Origin of the sequence: Acinetobacter sp. PW68, from assembly GCF_020982655.1 — a bacterium.
Taxonomy (GTDB): Bacteria; Pseudomonadota; Gammaproteobacteria; order Pseudomonadales; family Moraxellaceae; genus Acinetobacter; species Acinetobacter towneri_A.
The window spans coordinates 1231124-1255714 of record NZ_JAHZSX010000001.1; the positions used below are offsets into that span (position 1 = coordinate 1231124).

General features: G+C 41.6%; 23 protein-coding genes. 14 read left to right on the forward strand and 9 right to left on the reverse strand.

What is annotated here, in order from left to right; translation table 11 throughout:
* Positions 1-59 precede the first annotated feature (59 nt).
* The gene (locus K1T76_RS05855; protein WP_230244603.1) at positions 60-770 is read right to left on the reverse strand and encodes a glutamine amidotransferase; all 711 of its coding nucleotides are present in this window, start codon (positions 768-770) and stop codon (positions 60-62) included.
* 237 nt (positions 771-1007) lie between these two features.
* Positions 1008-2519, reverse strand: coding sequence for an acetaldehyde dehydrogenase ExaC (gene exaC, locus K1T76_RS05860; protein WP_180112443.1), 1512 nt, complete (start codon positions 2517-2519; stop codon positions 1008-1010).
* 245 nt (positions 2520-2764) lie between these two features.
* Here exaC and K1T76_RS05865 point away from each other — a divergent pair, with 245 nt between their 5' ends.
* Positions 2765-3946 carry a transcriptional regulator gene (locus K1T76_RS05865; RefSeq protein ID WP_230244605.1) on the forward strand — a complete coding sequence of 394 codons (1182 nt, stop codon included), beginning with the start codon at positions 2765-2767 and terminating at the stop codon, positions 3944-3946.
* Positions 3947-4003: 57 nt separating this feature from the next.
* On the opposite strand, the gene K1T76_RS05870 is transcribed toward K1T76_RS05865, so the two are convergent.
* Positions 4004-4999: an alpha/beta hydrolase gene (locus tag K1T76_RS05870; RefSeq protein WP_230245631.1), complete on the reverse strand. Its 996-nt coding sequence runs from the start codon at positions 4997-4999 to the stop codon at positions 4004-4006.
* A gap of 249 nt (positions 5000-5248) precedes the next feature.
* A complete protein-coding gene (gene mdh, locus K1T76_RS05875) occupies positions 5249-6421 on the reverse strand; it encodes an iron-dependent methanol dehydrogenase (protein WP_004976867.1) in 1173 nt (390 codons plus the stop codon).
* 465 nt (positions 6422-6886) lie between these two features.
* Between mdh and K1T76_RS05880 the strand changes: the two genes are divergently transcribed.
* From K1T76_RS05880 to K1T76_RS05900, 5 genes are all read left to right on the forward strand, one after another.
* Positions 6887-8890, forward strand: a complete 2004-nt coding sequence (locus tag K1T76_RS05880; protein WP_104851876.1) for a hypothetical protein — start codon at positions 6887-6889, stop codon at positions 8888-8890.
* A gap of 89 nt (positions 8891-8979) precedes the next feature.
* Positions 8980-10692, forward strand: a complete 1713-nt coding sequence (locus tag K1T76_RS05885; RefSeq protein ID WP_230244607.1) for an AAA family ATPase — start codon at positions 8980-8982, stop codon at positions 10690-10692.
* Between the two features lie 139 nt (positions 10693-10831).
* A complete protein-coding gene (locus K1T76_RS05890) occupies positions 10832-11815 on the forward strand; it encodes an ion transporter (RefSeq protein WP_230244609.1) in 984 nt (327 codons plus the stop codon).
* A 36-nt stretch (positions 11816-11851) separates the two neighbouring features.
* The gene (locus K1T76_RS05895) at positions 11852-12265 is read left to right on the forward strand and encodes a hypothetical protein (RefSeq protein WP_230244610.1); all 414 of its coding nucleotides are present in this window, start codon (positions 11852-11854) and stop codon (positions 12263-12265) included.
* 309 nt (positions 12266-12574) lie between these two features.
* Complete coding sequence (locus tag K1T76_RS05900) at positions 12575-13495, forward strand: LysR family transcriptional regulator (RefSeq protein WP_019837408.1); 921 nt, start codon at positions 12575-12577, stop codon at positions 13493-13495.
* A 361-nt stretch (positions 13496-13856) separates the two neighbouring features.
* Here the strand turns inward: K1T76_RS05900 and K1T76_RS05905 are convergent, their stop codons facing one another.
* The gene (locus K1T76_RS05905; protein WP_004976854.1) at positions 13857-14312 is read right to left on the reverse strand and encodes a DUF441 domain-containing protein; all 456 of its coding nucleotides are present in this window, start codon (positions 14310-14312) and stop codon (positions 13857-13859) included.
* Positions 14313-14471: 159 nt separating this feature from the next.
* Between K1T76_RS05905 and K1T76_RS05910 the strand changes: the two genes are divergently transcribed.
* A complete protein-coding gene (locus K1T76_RS05910; protein ID WP_230244612.1) occupies positions 14472-15194 on the forward strand; it encodes a pseudouridine synthase in 723 nt (240 codons plus the stop codon).
* A gap of 101 nt (positions 15195-15295) precedes the next feature.
* Here K1T76_RS05910 and K1T76_RS05915 read toward each other — a convergent pair whose 3' ends face one another.
* From K1T76_RS05915 to K1T76_RS05925, 3 genes are all read right to left on the reverse strand, one after another.
* Entirely contained in the window at positions 15296-15739 is a 444-nt protein-coding gene (locus K1T76_RS05915; protein WP_230244613.1) for a GNAT family N-acetyltransferase, read from the reverse strand.
* Positions 15740-15830: 91 nt separating this feature from the next.
* Positions 15831-16187 carry a type II toxin-antitoxin system RelB/DinJ family antitoxin gene (locus tag K1T76_RS05920; RefSeq protein ID WP_070155183.1) on the reverse strand — a complete coding sequence of 119 codons (357 nt, stop codon included), beginning with the start codon at positions 16185-16187 and terminating at the stop codon, positions 15831-15833.
* Between the two features lie 109 nt (positions 16188-16296).
* On the reverse strand, positions 16297-17211 hold the full coding sequence (locus tag K1T76_RS05925) for a pseudouridine synthase (RefSeq protein WP_230244615.1): 915 nt from the start codon (positions 17209-17211) through the stop codon (positions 16297-16299).
* Positions 17212-17427: 216 nt separating this feature from the next.
* On the opposite strand from K1T76_RS05925, the gene tsaE reads away from it, so the two are divergent.
* The 4 genes from tsaE to hfq all read left to right on the forward strand — a co-directional run bounded on the left by tsaE (position 17428) and on the right by hfq (position 21435).
* On the forward strand, positions 17428-17904 hold the full coding sequence (tsaE, locus tag K1T76_RS05930; protein WP_230245632.1) for a tRNA (adenosine(37)-N6)-threonylcarbamoyltransferase complex ATPase subunit type 1 TsaE: 477 nt from the start codon (positions 17428-17430) through the stop codon (positions 17902-17904).
* Positions 17897-19876, forward strand: a complete 1980-nt coding sequence (gene mutL, locus K1T76_RS05935) for a DNA mismatch repair endonuclease MutL (protein WP_230244616.1) — start codon at positions 17897-17899, stop codon at positions 19874-19876. The genes tsaE and mutL overlap by 8 nt, the downstream gene beginning before the upstream one ends.
* Positions 19877-19882: 6 nt before the next feature.
* Entirely contained in the window at positions 19883-20827 is a 945-nt protein-coding gene (gene miaA, locus K1T76_RS05940) for a tRNA (adenosine(37)-N6)-dimethylallyltransferase MiaA (RefSeq protein ID WP_230244618.1), read from the forward strand.
* A 92-nt stretch (positions 20828-20919) separates the two neighbouring features.
* Positions 20920-21435 carry an RNA chaperone Hfq gene (gene hfq, locus K1T76_RS05945; protein ID WP_230244619.1) on the forward strand — a complete coding sequence of 172 codons (516 nt, stop codon included), beginning with the start codon at positions 20920-20922 and terminating at the stop codon, positions 21433-21435.
* Positions 21436-21729: 294 nt separating this feature from the next.
* Here the strand turns inward: hfq and K1T76_RS05950 are convergent, their stop codons facing one another.
* Positions 21730-21936 (reverse strand): hypothetical protein, encoded by a 207-nt coding sequence (locus tag K1T76_RS05950; RefSeq protein ID WP_230244621.1) that lies wholly within the window; start codon positions 21934-21936, stop codon positions 21730-21732.
* Positions 21937-22067: 131 nt separating this feature from the next.
* Between K1T76_RS05950 and tnpA the strand changes: the two genes are divergently transcribed.
* The 3 genes from tnpA to tnpC all read left to right on the forward strand — a co-directional run bounded on the left by tnpA (position 22068) and on the right by tnpC (position 24504).
* Entirely contained in the window at positions 22068-22451 is a 384-nt protein-coding gene (tnpA, locus tag K1T76_RS05955) for an IS66-like element accessory protein TnpA (RefSeq protein WP_004691518.1), read from the forward strand.
* Positions 22448-22783 (forward strand): IS66 family insertion sequence element accessory protein TnpB, encoded by a 336-nt coding sequence (gene tnpB, locus K1T76_RS05960; RefSeq protein WP_171489061.1) that lies wholly within the window; start codon positions 22448-22450, stop codon positions 22781-22783. Before tnpA ends, tnpB begins: the two co-directional genes overlap by 4 nt.
* Before the next feature lie 74 nt (positions 22784-22857).
* Positions 22858-24504, forward strand: a complete 1647-nt coding sequence (tnpC, locus tag K1T76_RS05965) for an IS66 family transposase (RefSeq protein ID WP_104915065.1) — start codon at positions 22858-22860, stop codon at positions 24502-24504.
* The last annotated feature ends 87 nt before the right edge of the window (positions 24505-24591 follow it).

The following is a 24591-nucleotide window of genomic DNA, read 5'->3' on the forward strand; positions in this document are numbered from 1 at the left end:
CGCTTCAGGGTGCTTTTTTTATGACGATGATAAATGTAAGGGCAATCTAAAGCTTCCGGTCAGCTTTGAGATTTTAAGCCGGCCAGAAACTGACTCAGAATCGTCGCGCTGACCTGTTGCAGTTGCGGCGCGTATTGCTGATGATTGGCGCGTAAGGCGGGAATATCAATCTGGGCCTGACGTAATTCACAGGTATGGCCAATCAGCCATTTTTCTAAACTGTCTGCAGCAACTTCAGCGTGAAATTGTAACGCCAGAATATGTGGTCCGACCCGAAAGGCCTGATTCGGATACAGGTCGGAGCTGGCCAGTAATTCAGCCTGTGCTGGTAAATCAAAAGTATCGCCGTGCCAATGCAAAACCGGTGTATCGGCTAATGCCGCCAGTGGATGATGGACGGCATCTGCCAGACTGAGCGTACTCCAGCCAATTTCTTTGGTATGGCCGGCATAGACTTTGGCACCCAAGGCATGAGCAATGAGCTGTGCACCCAAACAAATACCAATGGTTGGTAAATTCTTTTCTAAACGTACTTTTAGTAAGTCTATTTCTTGTTGTAAGAAAGGATAGTCTGTGATTTCATAAACGCCAATTGGGCCACCTAAAATAATCACTAATCCTTCATGTGCAAACGTCTTTTCTAGATTTTCCACACCAGCTTCAAAATACCGTACCCGTAAACCTTGTTCATACAGGACATCTTCCCACGCGCCGAGGTCTTCAAATGCAAGATGTTGAATGGCATAGACAGTGTCGGGTAAATCGAACATGGCAGATACTTCAGGCTGAAAGGGAGATTTAATGTAACGTGAAATAATTCTTAACTAAAGTGTAATACTTAAATAAAGGATAGATTTTTAATTTGATCTTCCGGTTTATACCACGCTGAAAGAGCGTGCTGCGAAAGTCATAGCATTTTATGTCGCAATAAAAACGCCCGATGCAAATACATCGGGCGCAGCTTGAAACGGTAACTTCAACGCTGTTGGAATTCTAAAGACGAGTCTTTAGAAGAATCCAGCAGGTTTAGTTGAGTAGCTCACCAACAAGTTTTTGGTTTGTTGATAATGTTCTAACATCATCTTGTGGTTTTCACGGCCAATACCTGATTTTTTATAACCACCGAAAGCGGCATGCGCAGGGTAGATGTGGTAACAGTTCGTCCAAACGCGACCAGATTGAATAGCACGACCTGCACGGTAAGAAGTGTGCGCAGAACGTGACCAAACACCTGCACCTAAACCGTAAATGGTGTCATTGGCAATTTTAATGGCTTCATCAAAGTCTTTAAATGTAGTCACAGAAAGCACTGGGCCGAAAATTTCTTCTTGGAAAATTTTCATGTCATTGGTGCCTTTGAAAATTGTCGGCTCAATATAGAAACCACTGCCAACTTCATGACGTTCACCGCCACCCGTTAAGACTTGCGCGCCCTCGGCACGACCTGTCGCAATACAACCCAAGATTTTGTCTTGTTGTTCTTGTGACGCCTGCGCACCAATCATCGTTTCAGTATCAAGCGGGTGACCTGTTTTAATACGTTTAACACGTTCGATAGCTTTTTCAAGGAAACGGTCAGCAATACTTTCCTGCACGAGCGCACGTGATGGACAAGTACAAATTTCACCCTGATTCAGCGCGAACATGGCAAAGCCCTCAAGCGCTTTATCTAGGTAGTCGTCATCTTGCGCCATAATATCTTCAAAGAAAATATTTGGAGATTTACCACCAAGTTCCAAAGTCACTGGAATGATGTTTTCAGTGGCATATTGCATGATCAATTGACCGACTTGAGTCGAACCTGTGAATGCAATTTTGGCAATACGTGGATTAGTTGCCAATGGGCGACCGACTTCTACGCCGTAACCATTGACTACGTTTAGTACGCCTGCAGGCAATAAATCTTGAATCAGCTCGACCAAAACTAAAATACTAGCAGGGGTTTGCTCCGCAGGTTTAAGTACAATACAGTTACCCGCAGCCAAAGCAGGTGCAAGTTTCCATGTTGCCATTAAAATTGGGAAGTTCCATGGAATAATTTGTCCCACAACGCCCAACGGCTCATGAAAGTGATAGGCAATGGTATCTTCATCAATTTCAGAAATTCCGCCTTCTTGGGCACGAATACAGCCTGCGAAATAACGGAAATGGTCAATTGCCAATGGAATGTCGGCAGCCAATGTTTCACGGACAGGCTTACCATTATCCCAAGTTTCGGCTACTGCCAATAATTCCAGATTTTGTTCTAAACGATCTGCAATTTTAAGCAGAATGTTGGAGCGTGTGGTTGGAGATGAGCTGTTCCATTGTGCTTTGGCTTTATGGGCTGCATCTAAAGCCAGTTCAATGTCTTCTACCGATGAACGTGGGACTTTGGTAAATACTTTGCCATCTACAGGAGAGATATTTTCAAAGTATTCGCCTTTTACAGGGGCGACCCACTCGCCACCAATAAAGTTTTCGTATTGTGCTTTAAATTGAACTTTTGAACCGGGTTGATTGGGATCTACGTAACGCATAATTCTCTTCCTTTGATGGTTTTTTATAATCTGCCGTCATCTTTACCTTTTAGCACAATCCTGTGTCTAAAATCAGGTTAAATTTACGGCTAAGGTATAAGGTACTTTAGTACGTTATTTGTTTAGCATACCAATATAAGGTTGGAAAAAGGTTGGAAAGTTGCAGGTTTACAAGCAGCGAACAAATCCTTACAAAAGTAAGCGGTACAATGGATGTAATGCCCACAGGATTGTGAGAATCAGTCATGATGAAAAAACAAGACCTATTGGAAAAAAGGCAGCATATTGAACAGTTTAGACAAAGCAGCAGTTTATCGCCGCTGCATGCTGAGCAAATTCAGCAGAGTATTTTAAAATCTTGGCAACGCTCTCAAATTGCTGAAATTCCTGTTGATCGGTTGGCAGCCCCGTTAAATTATAGTCTAACGCATACACATGGTGGTTCGGCCTTACAACGTGCTGTGCAAAACTGTGCAGAAGATTTAAGACATATCGCACAGCAGTCCGACATGGTGGCAGCCGTGGGCGATGTGGGCAGTACAATTATTTGGACGGCAGCGAGCGCGCAAATGCGTAATGTGGCGGAACAGGTGCATTTTGTAGAAGGCGGGCAGTGGCGTGAGGAGTTGGTAGGTACCAATGCTTTGGCTTTGTCACTTAAAACTCAGCAAGCAAGTTGTGTGTTTTCCAGTGAACATTTTATGTCATCATTACATGACTGGGTTTGTTATGCAGCGCCTATTTTAGACCCTTATTCCAAACAAGTATTGGGCGTAATTGATTTATCGACTACTTGGAAAAACCATAACAGTTTGGGGGTGTTGGCAGCAGAGCGCTGTGCTTCTTTGATTCAAAATGCACTGCTTGATCAGCAAAAACAGCAGCTTTATATTCGCGCGTTTCGCGTGCCACAAGTGTTATTTAATGGCAAAGTGGTGGTGATGACACCGCGTCAAATTGAAATATTGGTGATTTTAGCACTTTGTCCACAAGGCATGAGTTTAGATACTTTACACCAAGCTCTATATGGTGAGCGTAAAGTCAGTATGGGCACGCTTAAAGCTGAGATGTCTCAATTACGCGATATTTTAGGGGGGATGCTCGGCTCGCGTCCTTACCGAATTTTGGCGCATATTGAAGCCGATTTTTTACAAGCTGAGCAGGCTTTAGATGCAGGTTATGTGCAGTCTGCCTTGCAAACGTGTGCAGGGGTATTTTTGGCGAAAACTGAAAGTCCATTTTTATGTGCATGGCGAGATTGCTTAGAATCACGCCTGAGTGATGCCATTTTTAATGCACAAGATACCGATGTATTACTAAAACATTTGGCACGCAGCCCTGAAGCGATTGACGCAGTGGAGCGTTTAATTGAATTGATGCCAAAGGGGCATCCTGCACATCAAATTTTATTAAAATACACAGCTTAAGGGATGCATCAAGTCATTTAGCCGTTAATTCACTTCCTTTAGTTCTAGTTTTTAGTTTTATAGCCCCTTGCGGTTTAACCAGTCAAACAAGGACTGATACACTTCCGCACGGACTTCTGGCGCAGAAAGCACCAAATCATGCACGCCATCTTCAATTTGGCAAAGCTGAATATCACCATGCATGTGATGCCCATATTTTTGCATATCCGCAACATCTAAAATTACGTCAGTACGTTGCGCAATCTCATTCCATTGGCGTGGATAACTACTTTGACTCGCATGCATAATTAAGGTTGGTACACCCAAATGCACACTGGCATGAATTTCTTTTTGTGCTTCATGAATTGCACGTACAAAACTTAATCGCACTTTAGGATAGCGCGGTTTCTTCCATTCCAAATTAAATAACCATTCACCATGATATTGTTTGTGTAGACTTGGTACATAAAATGGATTAAGGCGGCTTGGAAATTTCATTTCTGGCAGCAATTTGCCCAATTGGCTTAAACGAGGAATGCCGAATTTTTTCTCAATCTCGCTCATATTGAAATCATAAAAAGGGCTGTTGCACCATAAACCACGAATCAGTGGATGATTGGGATGATGTGCCACATATAACGTGGTGATTAATCCACCTGTTGAATGTCCCGCCAAAATCACTGAGTCATGTTCTTCTGTGGCAATTTGCTCAAGTGCAGCGGAAATGTCTGCATCATATTCAGACAAGCTGCGCACATTGTACCAATGTTGATGTGACAAATGCGAACGCCCATATTTACGTAAATCTAGGGCATAAAAGTCATAACCGTTCTGATTAAACTGGTCTGCCATTTTTGTTTGAAAAAAATAGTCAATAAAACCATGAATATAAAGTACGGCTTTACGGGTTTTCTGTTCGGCTTTTTTGCGTACCAAGGTAGCAATGACTTTGCCTTCATAATCCGAAGGAAAATCCAGCGTCATTTGTTGGTAATCGGCACCCAAAATATCGGGTTGATAGCTTGGTGTTGTTTTTTGTTTTTTACTTAACAGCATAAGGTGTTCGTCATCCATTTTATTTTGACTATATCCTTGATGAGCTGTGCGCATTTGTCAAATTGAATTATGCAAACCCTCTGCATCTACATCGCTTTAGTTTTATGCTGCGAGTTCATTTTGTTCTGAACAGCAAAAAAAAGCAGAACGCATCTGAGATGGTTCTACCAAAGGGAAGGATAAAAATAAAACAGCAAAAGAGGAAAATTGAAAAAAAAGGATGGGAGATGCTGAGCAAATCTTGATTCACTCAGCAGGAGATTCAAATTACATCGCGGCTTTAAAAATTTCGACCACTTGTGCATGATTGGCTTTACGTGGGTTGGTGAGCATGCAGGCATCTTTTTGTGCATTTTCAGCCATAATCGCCAAGTCATCTTCTTTCACGCCTAACTCTGCTAAACCTGTTGGAATACCAATCGAGCTAGATAGTTCACGAATAGCATCAATCGCGGCATAGGCGGCTTCTGTGGTGGTTAATCCGTCAGTATTGACTCCCATCAATTCTGCAATATCTGCATAACGCTCAGGGCAGGCAATCAGGTTAAATTCGCAAACATGCGGCAGTAAAATTGCATTACAGACACCGTGTGGCAAGTTATAAAAACCACCCAATTGATGCGCCATCGCATGTACATAGCCTAATGATGCATTATTGAATGCCATACCGGCCAAGTACTGCGCATAGCTCATGGCATCACGTGCTTCAATATTTTCACCATTTGCCACTGCAGGACTCAGCCATTGACTAATCATACGAATAGCTTTTTCAGCACAAGCATCCGTAATAGGATTGGCTGCAGTTGAAACGTAGGCTTCTACAGCATGAGTTAAGGCATCCATGCCTGTTGCTGCGGTTAAACCTGCAGGTTTGGCAATCATGAGTTTTGGATCATCAATGGCGATGAGTGGTGTACAGCGCCAATCGACAATTGCCATTTTAACGTGCGTGTCAGTGTTGGTAATGATACAGAAACGGGTCATTTCCGATGCTGTACCTGCTGTGGTGTTAATGGCAATTAGCGGGGTCATTGGCACGGTACTTTTATCAATGCCTTCATAATCACGAATATGCCCACCACCTGCGGTAACTAAGCCAATGCCTTTGGCGCAGTCATGTGAAGAACCACCACCTAAAGACACAATAAAGTCGCATTGATTGGCATTGTAGGCATCGACACCTTTATGTACGTTAATGTCGGTTGGATTTGGCTCTGCACCTGCAAAGATATGACTGGCAACGCCTGCTTCGGTGAGATAGCCTGCAATGGTATCGGCTACGCCAAATTTAAACAGTCCTTCATCTGTCACAATCAGGGCTTTTTTAGCGCCTAAATTTTGTGCTCTTACGCCAATTTCTTTGGCACAACCAGGGCCGAAGAGAGACACACAAGGAATATAAAAACCGTTGGTTTGATCTGCAATATTTTTAAAAGCCATGCTCAGATTCCTTCTTGCATTGGGTATTGGAATAATGTGTTGTTATCGCGGTGTTGAACCGTGATTTGAGTATACAATTTATACAATGCTTTGTGGTGAAATCCTACCTACCAAACACCAACCCTATTTTCTGAGTAAATAATGCAAACTAATCAATTGAAATTTATCTGTTTTTTAATGGGTTTTTATTTTTTCTGAAGTTGTGCGCAGGCTATAGGCAAGGGCTTAAATCTTGTTTATAGTGTTTTTGTATCTCTAATTTTAAGGTGTAGATACCGTTCACATAAATTTCAGGTGTAATTCAATTAATAAGTGGCTTAAGCTCGATTGAAGAATTGTCCACTTTTTGCAGATGGAAATAAAAAACAAAAAATAGGGATGTATCACGTGATGGGTCTAGTCGGTGCAATCAAATAAAAATAAGATGACACTTAGATAGACCGCACTTAAGCATGAGGAGCGTATATGCAGCCAATTTGCCAGCATAGCCAGTTGCATGCCGTTGCACAGCAATTGTTTCGTATTTCCAGTGTGGCCGCAGAAATCTATCAAGATCAAATGGATTTGGTTGGACATTTTACAGCACAAAATTTGTTTCGGATCGATCCTTTGCAGCATCGGGTCGAATTGCTGAATGGTCTGTTTAGTCTTGAATTTTATCCGCCAAAATCGCATACAAATTTAATAGAAACTCACTTCGAATTTGCGGGGAAACAGCAAGAAGCATTTGAAGATTTTTTCTTACATGATCTGCATTTTTTGACTGGGGATTTAAAACCGCAGCATTCTTTATTTTTGCGTAATCAGGCGCAGCAATTGCGACAATTGATTCTGCAGCAAGTTTACCTGTGGGTAGATGGTGCAGCAAGGGTTAAGCAATTGTTATTGCATTTAGATGCAATGCAGGCACAAATTTTAGATCAGGCATTAATGCAGGCAGACGATCAGTATCAACCAGTATTGACCAAATTTGTGCAGCAAGGGCAGCACATTCCTGAAGATGTTTTAACTAACTTATCGATGCTGTGTGCTTTGGAATTTGTAGAGGGTGAAACCTTTTTACCAGTGCAAGCACTGATGCAAAGTTATGATGATTTTTGTTTTAGTGCGGCAGAATTTTTACCTAAAGCCATGCATCGTATTTTAAGTATTTCATTTCCTGAACGATTTAATTTGCAGGATTTAATCGATCATCAGGATGATATTCGGTTGTTGTATCGACATGCCGAAGAACATGGGCATTTATTGGGTTTTGCGCGTTTAATGCACCGTGAGGTGTGGCAGCGTTCCGATGCTTTGGCGAAACCGCATTTTTTAAAATCTTGCCCTTTAATTTGGCAAAAGAAAGTCGCCAAACTGCCGTTATTTGATTATCCACGTGCGGTGAATTGGCTGTTTAAACAGTCTGCACAAGTGTTGGATTGGCTTAGTTTAAATATTCATCATACCAGTGTGCGGGTGGCAGTGACTGCGCTCAGTTTTGTCGATTGTAGTCAGGCACATCCACGGATTATTTTGGCAACTTTGCAATATTTTCAATATTCAGCCGCACGTATGTTCATTCAAAGCTGTAATGTATATGCGACACAGCAAGCGTGGTTCGCACATGCGCATAATGTCAGTTTAATGCCGCATGGCGAAAAACAATCGTTGGATGATCCGCGAGTTGCCATTAGTCCTTCTATTTTGTATTTGGATGAGTGGATGACTTTGCTGAAAACCGTGGCACAACATGATGAGCATTTGGTCAAGCATGTATTTCGGCGTTTAAGTCGTGTCATGCAAAGTTATATGACTTATTTGCAGCAAATCACACAGGATTTACCGCTCGCTTTGTTGGATTATATTCAGCCCGAGAGTCAGCAGCAGCGTGACTTTTATACGGTGTTGCAGTGTTATCAGCTTCAACCCGATGATTTTCGGCAGCGTTTTTATTTACGGGCGCAGCATACGCGAGTTTCAGTGTTTGACAGTTATGTACGTGACTATTTACTGGAATATTTTGCAGCGCATACACATATTCCTAAGAGTCTGAGTTGGTTGGGATTATTTCATCAGGCGGTGCGTTGGCATCAACAGGTCTACAAAGCAGAGCTGATGGCTAAATTAAAAAAGGAAATTCTGTGCAGTGCATGGCAGGCCAAAAGCCCTCTGCCGACGCTAAAATTTTCAGGCTGGTGCTTTGAGGAAATGACTCATCTAGATCGTATTATTGAAGAATCACAAAACTTTAAACACTGTTTGGCACTTAGCTATGCCAAGCTAATGAGTGAAGGGCAATATGTGGCTTTTCACATGGCATCGCCACATTATGCGCAGCAATTGACCTTGGGGTGTCATTTTCGGCAAGGACAGCTTGAATTTGATCAGTTGGAATATCCGAATAATCAAAAAGCGGAACAGTTATTGGTGACCATTGCAGAGCAGTTTATTGCATGGGTGAATCCACAATTGCAAGCTAAAGCATAAGACAACAGTTGTCGTATTCGCAGACTTGAGCCTTAACTTTTGGGCAAAAACTCGTTAGGCTATAGCCGTTCAGCAATGGTATAGGTCTTATGAAACAGGAAACTGCACTTAAACTTTTAAAAGCAGGCGAAAATGTCTTTTTAACAGGCTCTGCTGGTGCGGGTAAAACCTATACCCTGAATCAATACATCAATTATTTAAAAGCACGTAAAGTACCTGTAGCCATCACTGCATCTACAGGTATTGCTGCAACGCACATGAATGGCATGACCATTCATACATGGGCAGGCATAGGCATTAAAGATTTTTTGTCCGATGCCGACCTAAAAAACATGAAAGAGCGCAAATATCTCAAAGAACATTTAGAAAATGCACAAGTGCTGATTATTGATGAAATTTCGATGTTGCATGCCAAGCAACTCAATTTGGTCAATCAGGTTTTAAAATATTTTAAAGACAGTGATGACGCTTTTGGTGGTATTCAGGTGATTGTCGCGGGAGATTTTTTCCAGCTACCGCCTGTAGGTAAAAACGATGAGCGCAATCGTGACAAGTTCTGTTTTATGTCAGATGCGTGGGTTGAAGCTAAATTTCGCGTTTGTTATTTAACCGAGCAGCACCGTCAGGGCGATGACTATTTAAATGACATTCTCAATGCAATTCGTGCACAAAGTATTGATCATCAACATATTCAGGCTTTGGAACATACCCGCCATCAAGATATAGGTGATACTTTTACACGTCTATATACGCACAATATGGACGTAGACAATATTAATTTTAAGCATCTGAATGAAATTGAAACTGAGAGCAAGCAGTTTGATGCCGTGTGTGATGGCAATCAAAAGTTGATTGAGACTCTAAAATCATCGGTACGTGCGCCTGAAATTTTAAATCTAAAAAAACATGCCAAAGTGATGTTTGTTAAAAACAACTTCGATATGGGGTATATCAACGGCAGCTTGGGCGAGGTGATTGGCTTTGAAGATGATGACGATCACGGTATTTTGCCTAAAGTAAAATTGACGGATGGTACGGTATTACTGGTCGAGCCTGAAACTTGGTCGGTGGAGAATGATGCAGGTAAAACCATTGCCAGTTTTCAGCAGATTCCACTGCGTTTGGCATGGGCGATTACCATTCACAAATCACAAGGCATGACTTTAGAAGCTGCTGAAATTAATCTTAGCCATACTTTTGAAAAAGGGCAGGGTTATGTGGCTTTGTCACGTTTAAAATCGTTAAGCGGTTTGCGTTTATTGGGCTTTAATAGCCAAGCTTTAGAATTGGACAGTTTGGCGATTAAGGCTGACCGCCGTTTTCAGGAATTGTCTGAAGAAGCTGAAACGCACTATGAGCTGATGGATTTAACACCACAACATAATGCATTTATTCGTCATTGTGGTGGCACGTTGAACGAAACCGAAATTTTGCGCAATGAAAAGAAAATTGCCAAAGGTGGCAAAACCAACTATGCAACTGCTACATTGGATGAAACCCGTGCTCTATTTGAAGAAGGCTATGATATTCAGGATATTGCAGTAGAGCGTGGTTTAACTCCTGCAACCATTATCAACCATTTGGCACGTTTGCAAAAAGAACAAAATCTGGATATTTCAGTGGCACATCCAGGTGAAGAAGTGGTGGAAGAAGTTCGTAAAATTTATAAGCGTTTAATGAAACGTCAAAATGCCGAGCACTTTAGCGATGATGGTGCAATTAAATTGCGTCCGATTGTTGAAGCGACCAGCCCACGCATGGGCTATGATCAAGTGCGTTTAGCATTGCTGTTTATTCAGTAATTTATTTACTTGGATAATGATGACTTATATTGCAATTTTGCATTAAAAATGCTCGCTTAACGTCACATAAAATATTATCGTTTTGAGAAAAACTTCGGTTAAACTGCCATTACTGTAAGCCTTAAATATAATATTCGGTATGGCATTTACACCGTGGTACACCTTACGAAAATTTGTCTATAACAACTTACACGACGATGATTATGAAACATGGTTTAGTCGTTGCATTAACTATTTTTTAATTTTACTGATTTTAGGCAACGCCAGTGCGGTTATTTTAGAGTCAGTGAATGATGTCTATCTTGCCTATCAGGTATTTTTTGACCATTTTGAAAACTTTTCCATTGCAGTGTTTACGCTTGAATATTTGCTGCGGATTTGGAGTATTGCCGAAAAAGATCCTTTTATTTCGCCATGGAAACAGCGGCTAAAATGGCTGACCAGTGGTGGTGCAATTATAGATTTATTGGCAATTTTACCTGCTTATATTAACTTCTTTGTACATCTAGATTTACGTTTCCTAAGAATCTTACGTTTACTTCGTTTGTTAAAACTGACACGTTACTTTGTATCATTGCAAATTCTATTAAGAGTGATCGAGCGCGAAAAAGGGTCATTCCAGGCAGTCATTTTTATTCTCTCTATTATGATTGTGATGTCTGCTGCAGGTGTCTATGTCGTGGAAAGTAAGGCACAGCCTGAAGCCTTTAGCTCGATTCCTGCTTCGATGTGGTGGGCAGTAGTGACCTTAACCACTGTTGGTTATGGCGATGTCACACCAATTACGCCTTGGGGCAGAATTTTAGGTGCGTTAATTACGGTATTGGGTGTCGGTTTGGCAGCATTGCCTGCAGGTATTTTAGCCACAGGTTTAGCCAACGAACTTGAACAACGCAAGCAGCATTTAGGGTTGAAATTTAGAGAGCTATTGCAAAATAGTGAGATTGATTTGTTAAATGATCAGGAAAAAATTGAAGATTTACGCAAACAAGTCGGTTTAACCACTGAACAAACCCAAGATATTTTATTGCAGTTAATTCGTGAACGTCGTGAAGAAGAGCTGCGTTTAGAACAAGAGCCTTATAAATACTGCCCGCATTGCGGAGAGAAATTGTCGGAGTAAGCTAATATCTGAACTAGGCAAGCAAAGGGAGGGTGTATGCAATATTCAAAAAATACGATAGCGAAAGCTTTATTTCTTGCCCCTTTGCCATTACTTTTTTGTATGGCGCTGTTTTTCATCGTGGTGAACCGTGAATATAGCTTATACGCTATTTCGGTGGTTTTTTTGGGGCATTTGCTTGTGTATTTAGTGTATTGCATTTTAATTGTGCCATTCACTTTTTTACTTTCGCTACTTTTAAACCGTTACCACGCTTTGAATTTATTGACGATTTGTATCAGTGCTTTTGTTTTCGCCACCCCCTTTTTTATGTTACTGGGATGGGCACATACAGGTACGGTTTCGAGCGAGTGGTGGAAGATGTATCGTGATATCATTACTATTCTAATGGTCTTACTGCCAAGTGCGTGTTACTGGTTGTTTTTAATGAGATTTAATACAAAAAAATAATACAACAGCGAATTAATTTCACTATTTATTCATCTATTTCGACAATGTGAGTGATGATTCTAAAAATTTACGGTTTGACTCACTAATCTGCATGCTGAAAGCCATACTATTTTTATGGAATTGTATTGATTTCGTAGTAAATATCATCGAATAAAAATAAAGATGAAGAAAACTCATTATTTACATGCTAAGATTAAATTAATTCATTATTAAATTGAATCATGTTTGGCTTTGTTTTTTTATTTTGGAAATAAAAATACGACCTAGGTCTAAACATGCATTCAATAACTTGAAAACTAGGAACAAGCAATGCTTGAAATTCGCCACTTAAAAACGCTGTCAGCCCTGCGTGAACATGGTTCTTTGGTTGCTGCCGCCAATGATTTATGTCTGACGCCATCTGCCATTTCTCATCAACTCAAAGAGTTAGATCATTGGTATGGTGTAGAAGTGGTGAATCGCCGTAGTCGCCCTGTGACATTTTCAAATGTCGGGCAGCGTTTATTGAAACTGGCCGATGACGTCTTGCCACAAATTCAAATTACCCAAACCGATATTACCCGCATTGTGCATGGGCAAACGGGACGGATTATTTTTTCTTCGGAATGTCATAGTTGTTTTGACTGGTTGATGCCGCTACTGAATCAATATCGACAGCAATACCCAGATGTAGACTTAGATTTTGCTTCAGGTTTTGAAGCCAATCCGCATGAATTATTGCAAACTGCAGAATTTGATTTATTGATTACTGCAGATCCGATTGCTTTAAAAGGTATCGAATATTTTCCAATTTTTGAATATGAGTCGCGTTTGGTGTTGTCAAATACTCATCCACTCGTACGTGCTGAGCGCATTACCGTACAAGAGTTGGCAGAAGAAACCCTGATTACTTATCCTGTCGATAAGCATCGTTTAGATATTATGTCTAAACTATTCATTCCAGCCAATATTCAGCCTAAAGCCATTCGCACCACAGATTTAACCCAAATGTTGATTCAACTGGTGGCGAGTGGGCGGGGTATTGGTGCATTGCCAGATTGGGTGGTGAATGAATATGAGCAAAAAGGCTGGGTGACTTCACGTCGTTTAGACTGTGTTGCTGCGGGAGGATTACGTCGTACTTTGTATGCGGGTTATCGTAGCGAAGAAAAAGAAAAGAGTTATTTTGAAGGCTTTTTGAAGCAATTGGAGAAATTTTCCCAAAAACGTACGCAGTATTATTCGAGTTAGATGTACTAATATCCGCATTGTAAAGTGGCTGCGAATGAATCACTAAAAACACACAGCTCATCTAAATCTTGATTAAAACCAGTGAGATGCTCTTGCTGACCTTGCCTTGCGACAATTATGGTAGAGCGCAGTGAGTTTAGTATGTAGGCTGACAAAGGATTTTGGATTGTTGCTAAGGGTTTTATGGCAGCAATGCAAATTGCCACCGATTGTGCCCATCCTACGTGCTGAACTCGGAGTTAGTCTTGTTCAAGCAGGTTTTTCCTGACTACATTTAGTGACCCTGCATTTATTGAAATTGGGTGATGTAAGATGGTTAATCTAAATATAATCATCTAAACCAAGCGTCCCTAAATCTATGTTAAGAATAGCCAATAAACAAGGTGAGAATTCCTGCTGCAATCAGTGGTCCCACAGGCACGCCACGTAGCACAGCAACACCTGCGACTGTACCAATCAATAAGCCTGCGACCACATCAGGCTGATTGGTCATGAGCTTGACACCACGCCCGCCTAACCATGCCACAAAAACACCAATTGCAATCGCAAGTAAAGATTTCCAACTCAGGAAAGATTTTAGAATTGCTTCGCCTGGAAGTTTGCCACTGGCAATGGGTGTCAGTACGCCAATGGTGAGAATGATAATGCCCAGATTTAAGCCATGCTGCTGCAATAGTGGGAAAAATTCACTTAGCGGCGTAATTCTAAAAACAATCAGTACTGCTGCGGCAATGGTCACAGCCGTATTTTGGCTAAAAATACCGCATGCGAGTAGAACGATCAGCACCATCAGGTTAAGGTCTAATTGAGAGAGCATGGTGATCCATAAAAGGGGAAATAAATTGGAAAAGAGCAGTTATTGTAACTGTTTTGAACTACAAGCGGGCAAGGTACGCAATGTGTTCAGAATTTACGGTGTATTTGGTTTAGAATAGCAGCAAATATATTTATACTTTTTATCATTAGGTCGCTCATCATGTTGTTGGAAAAAATGTTGCAATCACAAGGCTTTGGATCACGTAAACATTGCCAACAACTCATTAAAAATGGTGCAGTCACCATTATGGGCGAAACCCAGACCAATCCTAAATTCGCGATAAAAATTGCGCCTGAAACGGTTTTGCAATTTTCGGTGTATGGGCAAAATTATCAATATCGTGAAAAGGTCTATATCGCCTTACATAAACCACAAGGCTATGAGTGTTCGCATCAGGCGACCCATCATTTTAGTGTGTTTGACTTGTTTGATGATGTATTGCTGAATCGTGGTTTGCAGTGTGTTGGACGCTTAGATCAGGACACCACAGGGCTGTTATTGCTGGCGGATGATGGACAGTTTTTACAAGCATTGACCCATCCTAAAAAGCATGTGGCAAAAGTGTATGCTATGCACACCGCAGACCCGATTAATGCAACACAAATCCAGCAACTTGAGCAGGGTGTCGCATTGCGCAATGAATCAGGGACATTTGCTGCAACAGAGGTAAAACAGCTTGCTGAACATGAATTGCAGATGACCATTCATCAAGGTGTTTATCACCAAGTTAAACGTATGCTGGCAGCAGTGGGCAATAAAGTAGAACAATTACATCGTCAGCAAGTTGGTGCATTAAACTTGACTGATTTGGCTTTAGATGTGGGTGAATGGATGTATTTAAGCCCTGAACAAGTCGAATTGGCAAAAAACCGTATGGAATAAATGAGGTTCTGCTGAACTTTCATCAATAGCTTATGATCAATGGCTTACGTCAGATTAAATTTAAACCCTTTGCCTAAAGCCGTAATCGTCAGATCAGGTGACTATTTTAAAAAGCAGTGATAAGTCTGGAATTCATCATCTTTGACAAAGCCCATCTTTTCATACAATTGGTGGGATTGGTAATTACTTTTTTGTGTTTCAAGGCTAATCCGTAGCGCATTTTCATGTCGTGCAAATAAAATTGCAGTATCAATGAGCTGTTTGGCCGAACCTTGTCGTCTAAAAACAGGGGTGACATAAACGTCATCTAAAATATAGTAGGTCGAGCAGGCAACCGAAGAAAAGCCTAAATAAAGTAATACAAATCCAGTGATTTTTTGATCTTTGATATGAATGAAAATCACACTTTCCTGATTTTCAAAACGCTGTTTTAAGAATGCTGCTGAAAGGCTTAAATTCGAGGATGCACCATAAAACTGACGATACTCATCGAACAATACAGCAAGTTGGTCTAAGTCTTCTAAAGTGGCGCGTTTTACAATCATTACGATACTCCATGCTTTTTTTGTCCTTGCATGAAGCATAGCTAAGTTTTTAAAGTAAATTTTTAAAGAATTGTTTAAAAATGCAACACTGTTAATTTTTGTCAGTTTCACCCAAAATAGCATTGAGTTCATCAAACAAGTCTAAATGTTCATCATCAAGTTCAAAATCTTCCACACTATTATTGCCAGTTACAGCTGCTTCAGTATTTGGATTTACATCCACTAGCGTTGCTTTTTGCTCTTGCTTTAATTTGCGTAACTTAATCAATTGTTCCAGATTAATATTCTGATTTTCAATTGAAAAGGGGATTGATTTAGTCAGCACGACTTGCTTAAAGAACAAACGCACCGCTTGTGCAGGCGTAATCCCCAACTGTTTAAACACAGCAAAGGCCTGTTTTTTCTCTTGAGAGTCCAAGCGTACTTGGTAGACTTCAGTTTTTCTCATAATTTTTAATATAAGGAAATAGATTTAAATTTTAGCAATATTGTAAACAATCCATTTGTAATTTCAATATGACTACAACGAAAATCCTTAATATGTAATGACAAATATATTACAATGTCAGTTCTTGCTGTGCGCTAAAGTGAAATTGTTGCTGGCTAATCGGGTCAAAAAAACTTAAATGCTTAGCAAGCAGTTGTAGCGGTGCAGAAAAATCATCTGCTTGTTTGTGCTGTAAAATGGGATAAAACGGGTCGTTTTTAATCGCAATACCTAAGCTATTTAAATGCACACGTAGTTGGTGTTGCTTGCCTGTTGTAGGCTTTAATTCATATTTTGCCCAAGTCTGATTATGTTCAAGCAAACGAATTTCTGTTTTGCTGTTTGGTGTTCCTGCCACGACTTGCATCAAATAAAAAGGTTCGCCTTTTTCCATGCGTAATTGCACGGTACATGGTAGGGATAAATCTGCTTGATAAGGCGCAATTGCATGGTAGGTTTTTTGCACCTGACGTGCTGCAAATAATTGCTGATACACTGCCCGAGTTTCAGGTTGTTTGGAAAAGAGCACCACACCCGCAGTTTCACGGTCTAAACGATGAATAGGCGTGAGTTGTTCATTCTGTGTTTGTTTTTTCAGGCGTACTAACAGGGTTTCTTGCACATATTGCCCTGTAGGGCTCATGGTTAAAAAATGCGGTTTATCTACAACCAATAAATGTTCATTTTCAAATAAAATTTGATGCTGAAAAGGTACAGCAAATTCATATGCTAAAAAGCGATAATAATAAATATCCTGATGCGCGCTATATGGTGTATCTAAATCTAAACGCTTACCTTGGGCATCATAAACTAAACCATCCTCAAAGCGTTGTTGCCATTCCTGCATAGAAATATGGGCAAACAGGCTACATAAATAATGAAAAATTGAGTCAGGTTGTGTGCTTAATTTGGGTAAATGCAATTTGCTGGCGCTCACACCATCGAGCATGGGTGGAACAAAGGTGTTGGAATAAGTTGACGTCATCTACAAATTGCTCATATTCAGGTGGGAGAGTTTCTTTTTCGTCATATAGTGAATAGCCTAAGCAGCTTGGGTGCTAAGCTGAATAATATTGAGTCATAGCCGTGTCTCAACCTGTTATAAATTTTCCACATTTACACAGTTTTATCCATCAGTACATAGGCTTTAAAGCAGTGCGATGCTATCATAATTGGTCTTTTGAATCATGTCGTGAGCGTTATGCAGTATTCATTTAATTTGGCTTTAAATAATGAGCAAGATACCCAAAATTTGGCGCAGGTTTTGGCAACGCATTTTCGTTCGGGTGTGATTTATTTAATTGGTGATTTAGGTGCAGGAAAAACCACTTTATCGCGTTATTTTCTACAGCATTTGGGGCATCAAGGTGCGGTTAAAAGCCCGACTTACACTTTGGTAGAACCTTATCAAATTCAGGGACAAGATATTTTTCATTTTGATTTATATCGTTTGAATGATCCTTATGAATTAGAGCTGATGGGCATTCGTGATTATTTAGAAACCCCAAATGCCTTGTTTTTATTTGAATGGCCATCAAAAGGTGGTGATGAAATTCCACCTCCAGATCTGATCATTGCAATTAAAAAATCGGAAGATGAACTCAGCCGTACCGCCACCCTAACTTCATCTTCGGCTGAATTACAACAAGCTATGGAGCAAAAATTTAATCATGCCTAATGATGTGTTACTACGTCGGATCCACACGCTTGAACCTGCCTTAGCCAACCAAATTGCTGCGGGTGAAGTGATTGAGCGTCCTGCCTCTGTGGTCAAAGAGTTACTCGAAAACTCGATAGACGCAGGGGCAACCGAGTTGATTATCCGTGTGGCTCAAGGTGGTAGTACACTCATTGAAATTATTGATAACGGTCGTGGCATTCATGCCGAAGACCTACCTTTGGCGGTGACTCGTCACGCGACCAGTAAAATTCAAACGGCCGATGATTTACACGCCATCGTTAGTTTAGGCTTCCGTGGTGAGGCGTTGGCTTCAATTGCAGCGGTATCGCGTTTGACTTTGGTCAGTAGCCAAACTGAAGATGGTGTAGGCTATCAGGTTGAAGTCAATGGTACTGCTTTTGATCACCAACAAATTCAAGCTGTCGCTGCACCAAAAGGCACGCATATACGGGTACAGGATTTATTTTTTAATGTGCCTGCACGTCGTAAGTTTCTGAAAAAAGCAGGTACAGAATTTGGGCATATTGAAGAAATTGTCCGTCGTTTGGCGCTGACACATTTTGATATTCGGTTTGTGCTAGAACACAACGACAGCATTAAACTGAATCTACCCATTGCAGATAGTGGCGAATTGCGTTTTCAGCGCGTGCAGCAACTTTTAGGGCGAAACTTTGTTGAAAATGCCTATTGGATTGATGCTGACAGTGTCACCATGCGCTTATCGGGTTGGTTGGGTCACCCTTCCGATGCACGTTCACAAGCCGACTTGCAGTATGTATATGTAAATGGACGTATTGTAAAAGACAAGACTATCTCACATGCGTTGCGTATGGCATACGAAGGTATTTTGCATGGACATCAACATGCCGCGTATTTGCTATTTTTAGAAGTTGAGCCTGAAAATATTGATGTCAATGTGCATCCGACCAAGCATGAAATTCGGTTTTTAAATCAGCGGGAAGTGCATGAGTTTGTACGACATTATGCTAAAGAAACTTTGGCGCAATTTCAGACTGCAACTGCAGATTTAGCCACTGCCATGAAAGCCGATCCCGTCGAACAAGCTGCGCCTTATGTGGTGCAACCGCGTTATCAGGAACAATTTTTACTGCATAAACATGTTGAGGCGAATCCTCAAAATTCCGCAGAATATTCAGTAGATGCGCACACTACGCAGTCTGACTTACAAGCGGGAATTGATCTACTTACCGATTTTAATCAGAGCCAGCCGCAGACAGTTCAATATAACAGACCTGTGCAGAGTAATTATCAAGGTTCGCAACAGCTCAACAATGCTTTAAAAAACTATCTCGCCCCTTTACGTGAACTGGATCAAGACTCAGCTAATCTTGCGCAAACAACCACATCACCTGCGGTGGATGAGCATCCACTCGGCATCGCAATCGCGCAACTGCATGGTATCTACATTTTGGCGCAAAACAGTGAAGGCTTGATTATTGTAGATATGCACGCCGCGCATGAACGAATTGTGTTGCAACAGATGAAAGCCGCTTGGGATAAACCTGAGTTTTGGACTTCGCAGCAATTGCTAATACCAAAAGTTATCAGCATCAGTCGTATGCAAGCCATGCGAGTGGATGATTTAAAAGATCAATTAGCAAGACTGGGATTGGAAATAGACCAATATGGCGATGAACAGGTCATCGTGCGCGGTGTGCCTGCGATTTTGCATAAGGCAGATTTTGCTGAATTAATTCCTGAACTCCTTGATGATTTAGACCCGAATGATGAAGCGCAAGCCTTGTTGCAAAAGCGTGATCATATTTTGGCGGGAATGGCATGCCATAGCGCAGTACGGGCACATCGGATGCTAAGTCTTTCTGAAATGAATGCCTTATTGCGTCAAATGGAACAAACCGAATTTGCCAGTCAATGTAATCATGGTCGCCCGACTTGGCGTGCTTTTCCACTGGCACAACTAGATAAACTTTTTGCTCGAGGAGAGTAGCGTTACATGTCAAATCAATTGCCGGTCATCAATTTAATGGGACCAACTGCAAGCGGTAAAACTGCTTTGGCATGTGAGTTGTATGAACTGGGGCATTTTGAGCTGATTTCAGTCGACTCTGCGCTAGTTTATCGAGATATGGATATTGGTACAGCCAAACCGACCAAAGCGGAACAGGCGCGCTATCCGCACCACTTGATTGATATTATCAGCCCGCTTGAAGTGTATTCTGCTGCGCAGTTTGTTGAAGATGCCTGTGCTTTGATTGACGATATGCATGCGAGAGGAAAAACCCCAATTTTAGTGGGCGGAACCATGCTGTATTTTAAGGCATTGCTTGAAGGTTTATCTTCAAATTTACCCAGTGCAAATTACCAAGTGCGTGCTGAAATTGAAGAAAAAGCTGCACGTGAAGGTTGGGAAGCCGTCTATGCAGAATTATGTGCGGCAGATAAATTGGCGGGACAAAAATTTAAAGTTTCCGATAAGCAACGTATTATTCGCGCTTTGGAAGTTTACAAATTAACAGGTACACCAATTACCCAACTGCAAGCGGAACAACCTAAAAATGTACCATATCGTTACACTTTTCATAACCACGCCTTAGTGCCTGATCGGGTAGAATTACATCAGCGTATTGAAAAACGCTTAAAGATTATGTGGGAAATGGGTTTTTTGAATGAGGTGCGTCATCTTATTGAAAAATACGATTTAGATGCAAATTTACCTTCCATGCGCTCTGTCGGTTATCGTCAAGCTTTAGAGTTTTTGCAAAAAGGTGATGAAAGTCGCGAAAAAATGCAGGAAATGGAGGATAAGGCGCTATTCGCAACACGACAACTTGCGAAACGTCAATATACTTGGCTTAGATCGTTGCAAGAATCGCATAAATTTCACACACATTTTACGATAAAGCAGGCTCAAGAAGACTTGCGAAACTGGTACGGATAAAGCACAATTTACACACTGACTTTTTTATAATTTTTAATTGAAAAATAAAGATAGTTTTTGCGCTGATTTTTAATTATTTTTGGAGTTATAACATGTCTAAAGGTCAAACTTTACAAGATCCGTTCTTAAATTCTCTCCGTAAAGAACGTATTCCTGTTTCCATCTTCCTTGTGAACGGTATTAAACTACAAGGTCATATTGAATCTTTTGACCAATATGTTGTTTTATTGAAAAATACAGTAAGCCAAATGGTTTACAAACACGCAATTTCTACAGTTGTTCCTGCACGTAACCCACGTCCAGCGGGTGCACCAGCGGGCGGTCAAAGCGCAGGCTTCAGTGGTCAAGGTGGTGGCTTCGGTGGTCAAAGTGGTGGCTTCGGTGGTCAAGGTGGCTTCGGTGGTCAAGGTGGCGGTTTCGGCGGTCAAGGTGGCTTCGGTGGTCAAGGTGGCTTCGGTGGTCAAGGCGGCGGCTTCGGCGGTCAAGGTGGCTTCGGTGGTCAAGGCGGCGGCTTCGGTGGTCAAGGTGGCTTCGGTGGTCAATCTGCAGGTGGCTTTGACAACGATTCTAAATTTGAAGAATCTCAAGAAGACGAGAACAATCGTTAATTGATTTTCTGAACAAAAAGCCTCTCATTCTGAGAGGCTTTTTTATGTCTTACTCTTTTCCTGGTCAATTTACATACTATGATTTATAAGCTTAAGTGTAAGCGTGTGCTGAACCTCAAACCTATTTTTTGATTTTGATCGGGTTGCCACTGATGTGGCAGGGTAATCCTCCCATAAATAAGTGCCCACTAAAATTTAAGTGGACACTATTGGGGCATTGCATTTTAGCGAAAGTGGGGGGGCACTGGATGCTTACTGCTTATAGTCTCTTTATGCAATAGTGCCCATCTAAAATTATTCAATTATTTGAAAATCATTGAGATCTGCCTGAATAGATTTTGGATTATTTGCGTATATAAATTCTGCATTTGTATACAACCAGCCTATTTGACCTTGCTGATTAAAGCGTTTATTCAAATATTTAAGGATAGGAGTATTTGAGAAAATCTCTTCTGAAAATACTTTAAATTCTCCTACATCTAGCGCTTCACTATCTTTCATAAATAATAAGCCATTTTTTTTAGTGGCAGATATATCTAAAGAGCGGTAAGCGTCCGCTGAACACACCTTATGAATTCATCCTATAAGCCTTAATTTAGTCCCCACTTAAAAACAAGTGGGGACTAAAATTTATGACTACAAATCACCAGACATCCATCGCATCTCTTGCGAAAAAACGAAGAACATACAGTGCTGAATTTAAACAGCAGATCGTTCAGGCTTGTAAAGCACCGGACGTTTCAATTGCTTCAGTCGCTTTGCAACATGGATTGAATACAAATCTTGTATCCAAATGGATTCGCTTAATTGATGCTAAGCCAGGGAATGATCGCTCACCACTACCGAATAAACCTGCATTTATTGCCTTATCTTGCTCTGCACCATTAGATCCTACTCCTACTGACATGTTAACGGTTCAAATTACTTTACCCCACTCAAAAGCAGAAATTGGCTTGAAATGGCAAGTATCAGAAATATCTGCTTTAGCAGAATTACTCAAGGCACTTGCAACATGATCCGCATTGATGAAATCTGGCTTTCTACCCAACCTCTGGATATGCGAGCAGGGATGGATACGGTCATGGCGCAGATTATGAAAGCCTTTGGCTACATTAAACCGCATTGCGCCTACCTGTTCTGTAATAAACGTGGCCATCGCATGAAAGTGCTGGTACATGATGGACTGGGCATCTGGCTGTGTGCCCGGCGGTTGGAACAGGGCAAATTTCACTGGGCTAAAGTTCACCAGGGTGAAAGCGTAGCCCTCAGCCCGGAACAGTTACAGGCACTGATCCAGGGTTTGCCTTGGCAGCGCATTGGACGACAGCAAGTGGTCACAATGCTCTAAACTAGCTTGGTCCATTCTGCTATTCTCCAAATGTTGTATTTCATTCTTCTCATGACCTCAGGCATACTGCGGTCATGAATACGCTGCCTGATTTAAGCCAACTGACCCATGAACAACTGCTGGAATTTACCAGACAGTTGGCAATGCAGCATCAGTCTCTGGCACAATCAAATCAAGAATTAGAAAAATCAAACCAACAATTAGATACCAAAGTTCAGCATCTTGAAGTATCCAATCAGCAATTAGATGCTCAAGTTCAACATCTTTCCATTCTCAATCAAAAATACGAGCATGAACTTGCGCTGTTTAAAAAGCACAAATTCGGCAGTAAAAACGAACATCTCACTGCAAAACAAATCCACCTGTGGGATGAAGCGGTTGAAGAAGATATTGCCGCGGTTGATCTAGAACTGGAACGGCTGAATGCAGATAAAACCGATGCAGTGACACACAAAGCCAAAACCAATAAACCTAAACGTCGACCACTGCCAGATCATCTACACACCATCCGTATTGAGCATGAACCTGCATCAACCCAATGTGCTTGTGGCTGCCAACTTCGTCGTATCGGCGAAGATGTCAGTGAAAAACTGCATTTCAGACCGGCACAGTTCTATAAGGAACAGCATGTGCGTGGTAAATGGGTCTGTGATCAGTGTGACACCCTGACTCAGCAAGCGATGCCCGCCTATGTGATTGATAAAGGCATTGCTTCACCTGAACTGCTCAGCCATGTTTTGGTATCGAAATATGCCGATCATTTGCCGCTGTACCGTCAACGTCTGATCTATCAGCGGGCGGGAATCGAACTTTCTAGATCAACTTTATCTGACTGGATAGGTCGCTGCGGTGTAGAACTGGAACCTCTGGCCAATGCCTTAAAAGAGGTGGTGCTGCAACAGCAGGTGCTGCATGCAGATGAAACACCAGTCACCATTATGCGGATGGGTGAGAATGAGAAAAAACCGAAAAAAGGTTATGTCTGGGCCTATGCCACTACACAGTACAATCCAGTTCAGGCGGTGATCTATGACTTTCAGGATAGTCGTTCAGGCCAGCATGCTGCAGAGTTCTTGAAAGGCTGGCAGGGCCATCTGGTCTGTGATGATTACAGTGGTTATAAAGCACGCTTTAAATCAGGCCAGGTCATAGAGGTGGGCTGCATGGCCCATGCACGTCGTAAATTCCATGAACTGCATGTGACCGGGAAAAGTCAGGTCGCTGAACAGGCCTTAGTGCTGATTCAGAAACTGTATGCGATAGAAGCAGAACTCAGGAAAAAGACCGATGGTACAGCGGAAGACCGCCGCGAATACCGACAACAGCATAGTCAACCGGTGATGCAACAACTGTATGAATGGCTTAACCAACATCAACTGACTGTGCCATCGAGTTCTCCAACCGCCAAGGCCATCAATTACACTCTGAAGCGTTGGCCAGCTTTAAGCCGCTATCTGGATGATGGCAATCTACCTATAGATAATAATTGGGTGGAAAACCAGATGCGACCTTGGGCGTTGGGACGTAAGAATTGGCTATTTGCAGGTTCGCTGCGCAGCGGTCAGCGAGCAGCCAATATCATGACATTAATCCAGTCAGCAAAGCTGAATGGGCTGGATCCGTATGCCTATTTAAGTGATGTTCTGAAAAGGTTGCCGACACATAAAGTGACCCAAATAGAAGAATTACTGCCACACCGCTGGAAATCCGACCAAAATTAAAAAATAGGTATGGGATTCAGCGGACGCTTACAAAGAGCGGTAAGCGTCCGCTGAACACACCTTATGAATTCATCCTATAAGCCTTAA

Excerpts from the sequence above, each read along its gene's own strand:
- hfq (WP_230244619.1), top strand. The coding sequence starts at position 20,920 with ATGTCTAAAGGTCAAACTTTACAAGATCCGTTCTTAAATTCTCTCCGT.
- K1T76_RS05885 (WP_230244607.1), top strand. The coding sequence starts at position 8,980 with ATGAAACAGGAAACTGCACTTAAACTTTTAAAAGCAGGCGAAAATGTC.
- K1T76_RS05950 (WP_230244621.1), bottom strand. The coding sequence starts at position 21,936 with ATGAAAGATAGTGAAGCGCTAGATGTAGGAGAATTTAAAGTATTTTCA.
- K1T76_RS05900 (WP_019837408.1), top strand. The coding sequence starts at position 12,575 with ATGCTTGAAATTCGCCACTTAAAAACGCTGTCAGCCCTGCGTGAACAT.
- tsaE (WP_230245632.1), top strand. The coding sequence starts at position 17,428 with ATGCAGTATTCATTTAATTTGGCTTTAAATAATGAGCAAGATACCCAA.
- K1T76_RS05915 (WP_230244613.1), bottom strand. The coding sequence starts at position 15,739 with ATGATTGTAAAACGCGCCACTTTAGAAGACTTAGACCAACTTGCTGTA.
- exaC (WP_180112443.1), bottom strand. The coding sequence starts at position 2,519 with ATGCGTTACGTAGATCCCAATCAACCCGGTTCAAAAGTTCAATTTAAA.
- K1T76_RS05910 (WP_230244612.1), top strand. The coding sequence starts at position 14,472 with ATGTTGTTGGAAAAAATGTTGCAATCACAAGGCTTTGGATCACGTAAA.
- K1T76_RS05905 (WP_004976854.1), bottom strand. The coding sequence starts at position 14,312 with ATGCTCTCTCAATTAGACCTTAACCTGATGGTGCTGATCGTTCTACTC.
- K1T76_RS05890 (WP_230244609.1), top strand. The coding sequence starts at position 10,832 with ATGGCATTTACACCGTGGTACACCTTACGAAAATTTGTCTATAACAAC.
- miaA (WP_230244618.1), top strand. The coding sequence starts at position 19,883 with ATGTCAAATCAATTGCCGGTCATCAATTTAATGGGACCAACTGCAAGC.
- K1T76_RS05855 (WP_230244603.1), bottom strand. The coding sequence starts at position 770 with ATGTTCGATTTACCCGACACTGTCTATGCCATTCAACATCTTGCATTT.
- tnpB (WP_171489061.1), top strand. The coding sequence starts at position 22,448 with ATGATCCGCATTGATGAAATCTGGCTTTCTACCCAACCTCTGGATATG.
- K1T76_RS05870 (WP_230245631.1), bottom strand. The coding sequence starts at position 4,999 with ATGGATGACGAACACCTTATGCTGTTAAGTAAAAAACAAAAAACAACA.
- mdh (WP_004976867.1), bottom strand. The coding sequence starts at position 6,421 with ATGGCTTTTAAAAATATTGCAGATCAAACCAACGGTTTTTATATTCCT.
- K1T76_RS05925 (WP_230244615.1), bottom strand. The coding sequence starts at position 17,211 with ATGACGTCAACTTATTCCAACACCTTTGTTCCACCCATGCTCGATGGT.
- K1T76_RS05880 (WP_104851876.1), top strand. The coding sequence starts at position 6,887 with ATGCAGCCAATTTGCCAGCATAGCCAGTTGCATGCCGTTGCACAGCAA.
- K1T76_RS05920 (WP_070155183.1), bottom strand. The coding sequence starts at position 16,187 with ATGAGAAAAACTGAAGTCTACCAAGTACGCTTGGACTCTCAAGAGAAA.
- tnpC (WP_104915065.1), top strand. The coding sequence starts at position 22,858 with ATGAATACGCTGCCTGATTTAAGCCAACTGACCCATGAACAACTGCTG.
- mutL (WP_230244616.1), top strand. The coding sequence starts at position 17,897 with ATGCCTAATGATGTGTTACTACGTCGGATCCACACGCTTGAACCTGCC.
- K1T76_RS05895 (WP_230244610.1), top strand. The coding sequence starts at position 11,852 with ATGCAATATTCAAAAAATACGATAGCGAAAGCTTTATTTCTTGCCCCT.
- tnpA (WP_004691518.1), top strand. The coding sequence starts at position 22,068 with ATGACTACAAATCACCAGACATCCATCGCATCTCTTGCGAAAAAACGA.
- K1T76_RS05865 (WP_230244605.1), top strand. The coding sequence starts at position 2,765 with ATGATGAAAAAACAAGACCTATTGGAAAAAAGGCAGCATATTGAACAG.